We start from the raw sequence: 13,171 nt of genomic DNA on the forward strand, positions 1-13,171 counted from the left end.
GTGACCGCCGACCTCGCGCAGACCAAGCAACAGCTCCAGGACGCCCGGAGCGCGGCGCACGATCCGATCGCGATCGTCTCGATGGCCTGCCGCTACCCCGGTGGCGTGCGCACCCCCGAGGCACTGTGGGACCTCGTCGCGGGCGGCGTCGACGCCGTCGGGCCGCTGCCCGACGACCGGGGCTGGCCCCTGGACCGGCTGCTCGCCGACGAGGGCGACCGGCAGGGCACGAGCTACGTCGCCGAGGGCGGCTTCCTCTACGACGCCACCCGCTTCGACGCGGGCCTGTTCGGCATCTCCCCGCGCGAAGCCATCGTCATGGACCCGCAGCAGCGGTTGATGCTGGAGGTGTCCTGGGAGGTGTTCGAACGGGCCGGCATCGCCCCCGACGCCGTACGCGGCAAGGCGGTCGGCGTGTTCACCGGCTCCGGCTACCAGGACTACGGCGACCTCCTCAACGCCGCTCCCGAGGCGGCCGAGGCCTACCTCGGCACCGCCGCTGCGTCCGCGGTGATCTCGGGCCGCGTCGCCTACACCCTCGGCCTGGAGGGCCCCACCCTCACCGTCGACACCGCCTGCTCGTCCTCGCTGGTGGCGCTGCACCTCGCCGTGCAGGCGCTGCGCCGCGGGGAATGCACGATGGCGCTGGCGGGCGGCGTGATGGTGATGTGCACGCCCGCGCCGTTCGTGGCGTTCAGCAGGCAGCGCGGGCTGGCGCCGGACGGACGGTGCAAGGCCTACTCCGACAGCGCCGACGGCACCGGCTGGGCCGAGGGCGCCGGCGTACTGCTGCTGGAACGGCTCTCCGACGCGCGGCGCAACGGCCACTCGGTGCTCGCCGTGATCCGGGGCAGCGCGGTCAACCAGGACGGTGCCAGCAACGGCCTCACCGCCCCCAGCGGCCCGGCCCAGCAGCGCGTGATCCGGCAGGCCCTGGACGACGCGCAGCTGCCCGCCGGGCAGGTCGACGCGGTCGAGGGACACGGCACGGGCACCACGCTCGGCGACCCGATCGAGGCGCAGGCCCTGCTCGCCACGTACGGCCAGGGCCGGGCGCCCGAACAGCCGCTGTGGCTCGGCTCGCTGAAGTCGAACTTCGGCCACGCCCAGGCCGCCGCCGGGGTCGGCGGCGTGATCAAGATGGTCATGGCCCTGCGCCACGGCCTGCTGCCGCGCACCCTGCATGTGACACAGCCGTCCGCCAAGGTGGACTGGACGTCCGGGGCGGTCCGGCTGCTGACGGAGGCTCAGCCGTGGCCGGACGACCGCGGCCGGCCCCGGCGCGCGGGCGTGTCCTCCTTCGGCGTCGCCGGTACCAACGCCCATGTGATCCTCGAAGCAGAGCCGAAGGACGCATCCGCCGTCGCTCCGCGCGATACGGACACCGCGCGCGCGGCCCATGCGTGGGTCCTCTCCGCGCACGACGACGACGCGCTCGCCGCGGCGGCAGCCCGACTGGCCGACTTCGTCACCGGCCGGGACACCGACCCCGCCGACATCGCGCACGCGCTGGCCACCACGCGGGCGGCGCTCGGCCGCCGCGCCGTCGTCATCGGCGCGGACACCGGCGAACTGGCCGCCGGACTGACCGCGCTGGCCGGGAACCGCGAGACTGCCACCGTCGTACGGGGCACCGCCCGCGCCGGCTCGCAGGTCGCCTTCGTGTTCCCCGGCCAGGGATCCCAGTGGGCCGGAATGGCCGTGGAACTCCTGGACTCCTCCGAGGAGTTCGCGCGGCTCGTCACCGAATGCGCCGAAGCACTCCGCCCCTTCGTCCACTGGGACCTGCTCGCGGTGCTGCGCGGCGCACCGAACGCACCCACGCTCGACGCCGTCGACGTGGTGCAGCCCGCGCTCTGGGCGGTCATGGTGTCCCTGGCACGGCTGTGGCGCGCCCACGGCGTCGAGCCAGCGGCCGTGATCGGCCACTCGCAGGGCGAGATCGCCGCGGCCTGCGTGGCGGGCGGCCTCACCCTGGAGGACGGGGCACGGGTGGTCGCCCTGCGCAGCCGCCTCATCGCCGAAGAACTGGCCGGCCTCGGCGGCATGATGTCCGTCGCCCTGTCCGCCGAGGCCGCCGAAGCCCGCCTGCGCGACCTCGACGGGCTGTCCCTCGCCGCGGTCAACGGCCCCGGCTCGGTCGTCGTGTGCGGCGAGCCCGACGCTCTGGAACGGCTCCGCGCGGACCTCACCGACTCCGGCATCCGCGCCCGTATGATCCCGGTCGACTACGCCTCGCACTCCCACTACGTCGAAGGCATCCGCGACCGGCTGCTGGAACTCCTCGCACCGGTACGGCCGCGCAGCGGCGAGGTGCCGTTCCACTCCACGGTCACCGGCGGCCTTCTCGACACCGCCGCACTCGACGCCGAGTACTGGTACCGCAACCTGCGGCAGACCGTCCGCTTCGCCGACACCGCCCGCGCTTTGGCCGGCGCGGGCGTCGACGTGTTCGTCGAGACCAGCGCCCACCCCGTGCTCAAGCTCGGCATGGAGGAGACCTTCGCCGACGCCGGAGCGCCCGCGACCGTCACCGGCACCCTGCGCCGCGACGACGGCGGCCTCGGCCGGTTCCTGACCTCGCTCGCCGAGGCCCATGTCCACGGCGTCGCCATCGACTGGTCCCGCACCAGCCCCGGCGCCCGCCCCACCGACCTGCCCACCTACCCCTTCCAGCACGCCCGCTACTGGCTGGACACCACGACCGGCACCGGCGCGGACGTGACCGGCGCGGGTCTGCGCGCCGCGGGCCACCCCCTGCTCGGCGCGGTCGTGACCACCCCGGCGTCGGACGGCGTCATCCTCACCGGCAGGCTGTCCACGGCCGCCCAGCCGTGGCTCGCCGACCACACCGTGCTCGGCACGGCCGTGTTCCCCGGCACCGGCTTCGTGGAACTGGCCGTCCGCGCCGGCGACGAGACCGGCTGCCCCGTCCTGGCCGAACTGACCGTCGAGGCACCCCTCCTCCTCACCGACGCTAGCGCCACCCAGGTGCATGTCGTCGTGGGCGGCCCCGACCAGGACGGGGCACGCCCGATCCACGTCTACTCACGCGGCGAGGACGCCCGCGAACACGAACCGTGGAGCCGCCACGCCACCGGCCTGGTCACCCCCGGACCGGCCACCGCCCCCGGCACCCTCACCCAGTGGCCGCCCGCCGGCGCGAGCGCCGTGGACCTCCACGGGTTCTACCCCGCCCTCGCCGAGGCCGGACTGAGCTACGGCCCCGTCTTCCAGGGCCTGCGCGCGGTCTGGCGCGCCGGCGACGACGTCTACGCCGAGGTCCAGCTGCCCGACGCGACCCAGGACGCCGGCGACCAGGATCCGACGTTCGGCCTGCACCCGGCCCTGCTGGACGCGGCGCTGCACGCCTGCGCCCTCACCGGCGCGGTCGGCGAGCGCGCCCTGCTGCCCTTCGCGTTCTCCGGCCTCACCCTGCACGCCTCCGGAGCCAGGCACCTACGGGTCCGGCTCACCGCCCTCCGCGACGGCGAGGTCGCACTGGAGGCCGCCGACCCGTCCGGCGCGCCGGTCGTCTCGCTGGCCTCGGTCGTCCTGCGGCCGACGTCGGACGAGTGGACCGCCGACATGGCGCGCCCCGTCCACGACGCGCTGTACCGGCCGTCGTGGACACCGGTGGCCGTCGGGACGGGCGAGCCCGTGACCGCGGCACCTTGGCACGAGGTGGCCGGAGCCCGGCTTGGGGACGAGGCGGCCGGAGCTGAACCTTGGGACGAGGCGCCGGGGGCCACGCGCTGGGACGACGCGCCGGGAGCCAAGCCTTGGGACGACGCGGCCGGGGCCGAGCCGCCCGACGTGATCACCCTGGCCGTCGAACCCGGCACCGACCGGTCCGCGGTGCACACCGCCACCCACCACGTACTGACCGCCCTCCAGACCTGGCTCGCCGAGGACCGGTTCGCCGACTCGACCCTGCTGGTGCACACCCGGGGCGCGGTCGCCCTCGACGGCGAGAACGTCACCGACCTCGCCGGCGCCGCCGTATGGGGCCTGGTGCGCTCCGCACAGTCGGAGAACCCCGGCCGGATCCTGCTCGCCGACCTCGACGGCCCGCACCTCGACGGCCCGCTCCCCGAACTGCTGCCCGCGATCGTCGCCTCGGGCGAACCCCAACTGGTCTGCCGGGGCACGCAGTTCCATGCGGCCCGGCTCGCCCGGGTCCCCGCCGTCACCCGCACCGACGACGAGAACATCACGCCGTTCGCCCCGGACGCCACCGTCGTCATCACCGGAGGTGCCGGCACGCTCGGCGGACTCCTCGCCCGGCACCTCGTCGCCCGGCACGGCGTACGGCATCTGCTGCTCCTCGGCCGCCGCGGACCCGACACGCCCGGCGCCGCCGCACTGCGCGACGAACTCACCGAACTGGGCGCCCACACCGTCACCTTCACCGCCTGTGACGCCGCCGACCGAGACGCCCTGGCCGAAGCCCTCGCCGCCGTACCCGCCGACCGGCCGTTGCGCGGGGTCGTGCACGCCGCCGGAGTCCTCGCCGACGGCACCATCACCACGCTCACCCCGCAGCAGATGGACGCCGTGTTCCGGCCCAAGGTCGACGCCGCCCTCAATCTGCACGAACTGGCCGGCGACGTCGACCTGTTCGTCCTGTTCTCCGGCGCCGCCGGCACTCTCGGCTCACCCGGGCAGGGCAACTACGCCGCCGCCAACGCCTTCCTCGACGGCCTCGCCACCCACCGCCGGGCCCAAGCCCGCGCCGCACAGTCCCTGGCCTGGGGCTTCTGGGCACAGGGCACCGGAATGACCGGCGGCCTCGGCGTGGACGACCGCGCCCGCATCAGCCGCAGCGGCATGATCGGCCTGTCCGACGACGAAGGGCTGGCGCTGTTCGACGCGGCACGCGACCGGCACGAACCCGTGCTGCTCCCCGCCCGTTTCGACCTGGCCGCGCTGCGCGGACTGACCGAAGTACCCGCCCTCTTCCGCGGTCTCGTCACCGGCGCCCGGCGCAGCGCCGCAGCCCTCCCGGCCGCGGACTCCGCCGCCGGATTCCTCACCGGGCTCGCCGAAGCCGACCGGGAACAGGCGGTGCTCGACCTCGTCCTGGACCGGGTCGCGGTCGTCCTGGGCTTCGCCACGGCCGCCGACGTCGACCCCGACCGGGCGTTCCGCGAGATGGGGTTCGACTCGCTGACCGCCGTGGAGTTCCGCAACCGCCTCGGCCAGACACTCGGCCTGCGACTGCCGGTGACGCTCGCTTTCGACTACCCGTCCCCCACCGCCCTCGCCCGCTACCTCCTCGGCGAACTCGCCGGAACGACCACCGCCGCCCCCAGGACGGCGAGTGCCCTGGCCGCCACGGACGACGAGCCCATCGCGATCGTGGCCATGAGCTGCCGGTTCCCCGGCGGAGTCAGCTCCCCCGAGGACCTGTGGCGGCTGCTCGCCGACGGAACGGACGCCGTCTCCGCATTCCCCGCCGACCGCGGCTGGAACGTCGACGAACTGCACGACCCGACCGCGGAGCGCCCCGGCACCAGCTACACCCGCCAAGGCGGATTCCTCTACGACGCCGCCGACTTCGACCCCGCGTTCTTCGGCATCAGCCCCAACGAGGCCCTGGCCATGGACCCCCAGCAGCGCCTCCTCCTGGAGTGCGCCTGGGAGGCGTTCGAGCGGGCGGGCATCACCCCCGCCTCCCTGCGCGGCAGCCGCACCGGCGTCTACGCCGGCCTGATGTACCACGACTACGCCGGCAACAGCGGCACCGGCGCCAATGCCTCCGGCCGGGTGGCCTACACGTTCGGCCTGGAGGGCCCGGCGGTCACCGTGGACACCGCCTGCTCGTCCTCCCTCGTGGCCCTCCACCTGGCGGCCCGCGCCCTGCGCACCGGCGAGTGCACGCTCGCCCTCATCGGCGGTGCCAGCGTGATGGCCACCCCGGAGATCTATGTCGAGTTCAGCAGACAGCGCGCCCTCTCCCACGACGGCCGCTGCAAGGCGTACGCCGACGCGGCGGACGGCACCGGGATCTCCGAAGGTGCCGGGCTGTTGTTGGTGGAGCGGTTGTCGGATGCGCGTCGTCTGGGGCATCCGGTGCTGGCGGTGGTACGGGGTTCGGCGGTGAATCAGGACGGTGCGTCGAACGGGTTCACCGCGCCGAACGGGCCTTCGCAGCAGCGGGTGATCCGGGAGGCGTTGGCGTCGGCTGGGTTGTCGTCTGCGGATGTGGATGTGGTGGAGGGGCACGGTACGGGGACGACGCTCGGTGATCCGATTGAGGCGCAGGCGTTGTTGGCGGCGTATGGGCAAGGTCGGCCGGAGGGGCGGCCGTTGTGGCTGGGGTCGATCAAGTCGAACCTGGGGCATACGCAGGCTGCGGCGGGTGTGGCTGGGATCATGAAGATGGTGCTGGCGATGCGGCATGGGGTGTTGCCGCGGACGTTGCATGTGGATGTGCCGTCGGGGCAGGTGGACTGGGCTTCCGGTGCGGTGGAGTTGCTGACGGAGGCTCGGGAGTGGCCGGGGGTTGCGGGGCGTCCGCGTCGGGCGGGGGTGTCGTCGTTCGGGATCAGTGGGACGAATGCGCATGTGATCGTGGAGGAGCCAGCGGCTGGCGAGGTGGCGTCTTCTGGTGGTGATGTGGCGCCGGTGGCGTGGGTGGTGTCGGGGAAGACGCCCGAGGCGCTGACGGCTTACGCCGGTCAGCTCAGGTCGTACGTTGCCGGGCGTGAGGCGTTGCGGCCGGTCGATGTGGCCTGGACGCTCGCCGGGCGGGCGCGGTTCGAGCACCGGGCCGTGGTTGTGGGTGCGGACCGTGAGGAGTTGCTGGCCGGGCTGAGCGATGTGGGCGTGGTGGCCCCTGTGGCGGGCAAGCTCGCCTTCCTGTTTACCGGGCAGGGTGCTCAGCGGGTGGGGATGGGGCGTGAACTGGCCGCCCGTTTCCCGGTGTTCGCCGAGGCTTTCGACGAGGTGGCCGCTGCGCTGGATGTTCATCTGGAGCGTCCGTTGCGGGAGGTCGTGTGGGGTGAGGACCCCGCATTGCTGGAGCAGACCGGCTGGGCGCAGCCTGGCCTGTTCGCCGTCGAGGTGGCGCTGTTCCGTCTGCTGGAGTCGGTGGGTCTGAAGCCCGACTTCGTGGCCGGGCATTCGATCGGGGAGCTCGCCGCGGCGCACGTGGCGGGCGTGCTTAGTCTGGCGGACGCGGCTCAACTGGTGGCCGCCCGGGGCCGGTTGATGCAGGTGCTGCCCGCGGGTGGCGCGATGGCGTCCGTCCGGGCCGGCGAGGCCGAGGTGCGGGCGGCGCTCGTCGAGGGTGTGGAGATCGCGGCGGTCAACGGCCCCCGCTCCGTGGTCATTTCAGGCGCCGAGGACTGGGTGTCGGAGACGATCGACAAGCTCCATGGCCACAAGGTCACCCGTCTCCGCGTCAGCCACGCCTTCCACTCCCCGCTGATGGAGCCCATGCTGGCCGACCTCGCCGAGGTCGCATCCCAGCTGGACTACAGCCTGCCGCGCATCCCGGTGATCTCCACCCTGACCGGCCAGCCGGCCGCCGACGACCTGTGCGACCCCCAGTACTGGGTCCGCCAGGTCCGTGAACCCGTCCGTTTCGCCGACGCGGTGACCGCGCTGACCGAACAGGGCGCGACCACGTTCCTCGAACTCGGCCCGGACACCGTCCTCGCCGCCATGGCCGAAGACACCCTCCCCGCAGACACACACGTCATCGCGACCCAACGCCGCGACCGCCACGAAGCCCACACCCTCCTCACCGCCCTCGGCGCCCTCCACACCCGAGGCACCGACGTCGACTTCACCGCCCTCCACCCCGGACGGCACATCGACGACCTCCCCACCCACCCCTTCCTGCGCGACCGCTACTGGGCCGACACCCGGGATTACTGGTCCAGCGCCTGGGCGGGAGCGGGCGGTGGGGACGTCGTGTCGGCGGGTCTGAGGCCGCTCGCGCATCCTCTGCTGGGCGCGGCTGTGGCGATGCCGGGATCGGGCGACGTCGTGCTCACCGGCAGAATCTCGCGGACCACGCATCCCTGGCCGTCCGACCATGTCGTCATGGGTGTGGTGCTGCTCCCGGGCGCCGCGCTCGTCGAGATGGCGCTGCACGCGGGCGATCAGGTCGGTTGCCTGCAGCTCGCGGAACTGACGCTCCACGCGCCGCTCGTCCTGCCCGACGAGGATGCGGTGGTGCTGCGTGTCGTGGTCGGCGGACCCGACGAGTCCGGCTCCCGCACGGTCGGCGTGTTCTCCGCGACCGCCGACGACGCGCCCTGGACTCGGCACGCCGAGGGCCTGCTGACGGTGGCCGTCCCCGAACCGTCCGTGGAGCGTGCCGACTGGCCGCCCGTCGGCGCCGAGGAGGTGTCCACGGACGGCTTCTACCGTCGCCTGCTCGACGACGGCTACGCCTACGGCGCCGCCTTCCAGGGGCTTCGGAAGGTCTGGCGGCGGGGGGAGGAGCTCTTCGCCGAGGTGGCCCTGCCGGAACCCGCGGACGCCGAGGCGGACCGCTACGGCCTGCATCCCGCGCTCCTCGATTCCTGCCTGCACGCTGCGCTGCTGGCCGCGTCCCGCACGGACGAGGGTGCGATGCTCCCGTTCGCGTGGTCCGAGGTGGCCTGCCACGCGGTCGGCGCCACCGCACTGCGGGTGCGGATCGCGCCGGCCGGCGGGGACGCCGTGTCCGTCACGGCCACCGACATGCTGGGCAACCCGGTCCTGACGGTGGGATCGCTGGTGTCCCGTCCGGTGACGGCCGACCGGCTCCAGGAGCGGGCGGCGGACCAGGACGCGGGCTACCGCGTCGAGTGGACGCCCCTGCCCAAGCCTTCGGGTACGGCCTCGTTGGCGGTGCTGGGTGAGGCGCCGGACGGACTGGACCGCGTCACGCGTTTCACGGACCTGTCCGCGCTGTCCACTGCCGTCGACGAGGGCATGCCGGTGCCTGACCGGGTGGTGGTCCGGTGCGGGGCGTTCGACGGCGGCGGTGACGTGCCCGCGGAGGTCCGTACCGCCACGGGACGTGTGCTGGAGCTGGTCCGGGAGTGGCTGGCGCTGGAGCAGTTCGAGGACGCCCGGCTCGTGCTCGTGACGTCGAACGCCGTGCCCGATGGCCAAGGCCCCGTCAACCTGGCCGCGGCGCCTGTGCACGGTCTGCTGCGCTCGGCGCAGGCCGAGCACCCCGGCCGGTTCGCTCTGGTCGACACCGACGGCAGCGAGGCGTCGGCCGACGCGCTGGCCACGGCGACGGCCTCCGGCGAACCGGAGATCGTCCTGCGAGACGGAGAACCGCGCGTACCCCGCCTGGTGCGTGCGACGGCCGGCCATGTCGAGCCCCCGGCTCTGGCAGCCGGGACAGTGCTGGTCACCGGTGGTACCGGTGGTCTGGGTGGGCTGGTGGCGCGGCATCTGGTGGCCGAACACGGGGTGCGGCAACTGGTGTTGGTGAGTCGGCGGGGTGTGGAGGCGCCGGGCGCCGGGGAGTTGGTGGCCGAGCTGGAGGAGCTGGGTGCCGAGGTCTCGGTGGCGGCCTGTGATGTGTCGGACCGGGCGGCGCTGAGTGCGGTGGTGGACGGGATACCGGCTGAACATCCGCTGACGGGTGTGGTGCATACGGCGGGTGTGCTGGACGACGGTGTGGTGGCGTCGTTGAGCGCGGAGCGGCTGGATGCCGTGCTGCGTGCGAAGGCGGACGCCGCCTGGCACCTCCACGAACTCACCCTGGACCGGCCACTCGTCGCCTTCGTCCTGTTCTCCTCGTCGGCCGGCGTGTTCGGCGCGCCCGGCCAGGGCAACTACGCCGCCGCCAACACCTTCCTCGACGCGCTCGCCTCGCACCGCCGGGCAATGGACCTCCCCGCTGTGTCGCTGGCCTGGGGCCTGTGGGCCGCCGGGGGCATGGGTGAGCGCCTCGGCGCAGCGGAATTGCGTCGCCTGGGACGCAACGGATTCCCCGCGATGACGGTGGAGCAGGGCCTCGCGCTGTTCGACTCCGCCCTGACCGCCGACGACGCGCTGCGTGTACTCGTCCGGCTCGACCTCCCCGCGCTACGGGCCGCCGGCGCCGCATCCGGCCCACTCTCCCCGGTGCTGCGGGGACTGGTCACCCCGGCTCGCCGCGCCGCGGGGAACACATCGACCGGGGAATCCCTGCACGCCCGCCTTGCGGATCTGCCCGCCGAGCAACGCGGCCCCGAACTTCTCGACCTCGTGAGGACCGAGGTGGCGCGAGTGCTCGGCCACCCGTCGGCGGACTCGGTGGCCGCCGATCAGGCGTTCAAGGACCTGGGCTTCGACTCCCTGTCCGCCGTGGAGCTGCGGAACCGGCTGAATGCCGTGACCGGTCTGCGGCTGCCGGCGACGCTGGTGTTCGACCATCCGACGGCGATCGCGGTCGCCGCCCACCTCGACAGGCTTCTGTCCGACGACGGCACCCGCCCGTCCACGGTTGCCACCGCGCCGGTTGCGCGGGTCGATGACGAGCCGGTGGTGATTGTCGGTATGGCGTGTCGTTTCCCGGGTGGGGTGTCGTCGCCGGAGGAGTTGTGGCGGCTGGTGGAGTCCGGGGTGGATGCGGTGTCGGGCTTCCCGGTGAACCGGGGCTGGGACGCGGACGGCCTGTATGACCCGGAGCCGGGGACGGCGGGGCGGACGTATGCGCGCTCGGGTGGATTCCTGCATGAGGCGGGGGAGTTCGACGCGGGTTTCTTCGGGATCAGTCCGAACGAGGCGCTGGCGATGGATCCGCAGCAGCGGTTGCTGTTGGAGTGTTCGTGGGAGGCGTTCGAGCGGGCGGGTATCGACCCCGCCTCGCTGCGCGGGAGCGCCACCGGCGTCTTCGCGGGCGTCATGTACCACGACTACGCCAACAGCTCCGCCGCCGGATCCATCGCCTCGGGCCGGGTGGCGTACACGTTCGGCCTGGAGGGCCCGGCGGTCACGGTGGACACGGCGTGTTCGTCGTCGCTGGTGGCCCTGCACCTCGCGGCCCAGGCCCTGCGCAACGGCGAGTGCTCGCTGGCAGTGGCCGGGGGCGCCACCGTGATGGCCACGCCCGAGGTGCTGCTGGAGTTCAGCAGACAGCGGGGGCTTTCGCCGGACGGCCGGTGCCGGTCGTTCGCTGCTACGGCGGACGGGACCGGGTTCTCCGAGGGCGTGGGTGTGCTGCTGGTGGAGCGGTTGTCGGATGCGCGTCGTCTGGGGCATCCGGTGCTGGCGGTGGTGCGGGGTTCGGCGGTGAATCAGGACGGTGCGTCGAACGGGTTGACGGCGCCGAACGGGCCTTCGCAGGAGCGGGTGATCGGGCAGGCCCTTGCTGCTGCCGGTCTGTCGTCTGCGGATGTGGATGTGGTGGAGGGGCACGGTACGGGGACTGTTCTGGGCGATCCGATTGAGGCGCAGGCGTTGTTGGCGGCGTATGGGCAAGGTCGGCCGGAGGGGCGGCCGTTGTGGCTGGGGTCCATCAAGTCGAACATCGGTCATACGCAGGCTGCGGCCGGTGTCGCGGGGATCATGAAGATGGTGCTGGCGATGCGGCATGGTGTGTTGCCGCGGACGTTGCATGTGGATGAGCCGTCGGGGCAGGTGGACTGGGCTTCCGGTGCGGTGGAGTTGCTGACCGAGGCCCGGGAGTGGCCGGAGGGTGCGGGGCGTCCGCGTCGAGCAGCGGTGTCGTCGTTCGGACTGAGTGGCACAAACGCCCATGTGATCGTGGAGGCGCCGCCGGGGGCTGAGGTGGTCGCATCTGATGGTGATGTGGCTCCGGTGGCGTGGGTGCTGTCGGGGAAGACGCCAGAGGCGCTGACGGCGTACGCCGACCGGCTCAGGTCGTACGTCGTTGAGCATGAAGCGCTGCAGCAGGTGGACCTGGCCTGGGCGCTGGCCGGGCGTGCGCGGTTCGAGCACCGGGCCGTGGTTGTGGGTGCGGACCGTGAGGAGTTGCTGCGCGGGCTGAGCGATGTGGGCGTGGTGGCCCCTGTGGCGGGCAAGCTCGCCTTCCTGTTTACCGGGCAGGGTGCTCAGCGGGTGGGGATGGGGCGTGAACTGGCCGCCCGTTTCCCGGTGTTCGCCGAGGCTTTCGACGAGGTGGCCGCAGCGCTGGATGTTCATCTGGAGCGTCCGTTGCGGGAGGTTGTGTGGGGTGAGGACCCCGTTGTGTTGGAGCGGACGGGGTGGGCGCAGCCGGGTCTGTTCGCCGTCGAGATTGCCCTGTTCCGTCTGCTGGAGTCGGCTGGCCTGAAGCCCGACTTCGTGGCCGGGCATTCGATCGGCGAGCTCGCCGCGGCGCACGTGGCGGGCGTGCTTAGTCTGGCGGACGCGGCTCAACTGGTGGCCGCCCGGGGCCGGTTGATGCAGGTGCTGCCCGCGGGTGGGGCGATGGCGTCCGTCCGGGCCGGCGAGGCCGAGGTGCGGGCGGCGCTCGTCGAGGGTGTGGAGATCGCGGCGGTCAACGGCCCCCGCTCGGTGGTCATTTCAGGCGCCGAGGACGGGGTGTCGGAGACGATCGACAAGCTCCATGGCCACAAGGTCACCCGTCTCCGCGTCAGCCACGCCTTCCACTCCCCGCTGATGGAGCCGATGCTGGCCGACCTCGCCGAGGTCGCGTCCCAGCTGGACTACAGCCTGCCGCGCATCCCGGTGATCTCGACCCTGACCGGCCAGCCGGTCACCGACGACCTGTGCGATCCCCAGTACTGGGTCCGCCAGGTCCGTGAACCCGTCCGCTTCGCCGACGCGGTGACCGCGCTGACCGACCAGGGCGCAACCAGGCTCGTCGAGATCGGCCCGGACACCGTCCTCGCCGCCATGGCCGAAGACACCCTCCCCGCAGACACACACGTCATCGCGACCCAACGCCGCGACCGCCACGAAGCCCACACCCTCCTCACCGCCCTCGGCGCCCTCCACACCCGAGGCACCGACATCGACTTCACCGCCCTCCACCCCGGACGGCACATCGACGACCTCCCCACCTACCCCTTCCAACGCCGCCTGTACTGGAACAGGGGCACCACGACCGGCGGCGACCCCGAGTCCATCGGGCTGACCAGTGCAGGGCACCCCCTGCTCGGCGCGGCGGTGACCGTTGCCGATGCGGACACGGTGATGTTCACCGGCCGTCTGTCGACGCAGACGCAGCCCTGGCTGGCCGACCATGTCGTCGGCGGCTCGA

The 13,171-nt window shown here is 72.9% G+C and carries 1 protein-coding gene (running past one end of the window); it reads left to right on the forward strand.

Going from position 1 to position 13,171, the window contains the following annotated elements; translation table 11 throughout:
• Nucleotides 1–13,171 carry the 5' portion of an SDR family NAD(P)-dependent oxidoreductase gene (locus F7R91_RS32155; RefSeq protein WP_456243073.1) on the forward strand. It continues 2,555 nt past the right edge of the window, so the window shows 13,171 of its 15,726 coding nt (coding positions 1–13,171); the start codon lies at nt 1–3; the stop codon falls past the right edge of the window.

This window comes from Streptomyces luteolifulvus, assembly GCF_008806595.1.
Lineage (GTDB): Bacteria > Actinomycetota > Actinomycetes > Streptomycetales > Streptomycetaceae > Streptomyces > Streptomyces luteolifulvus.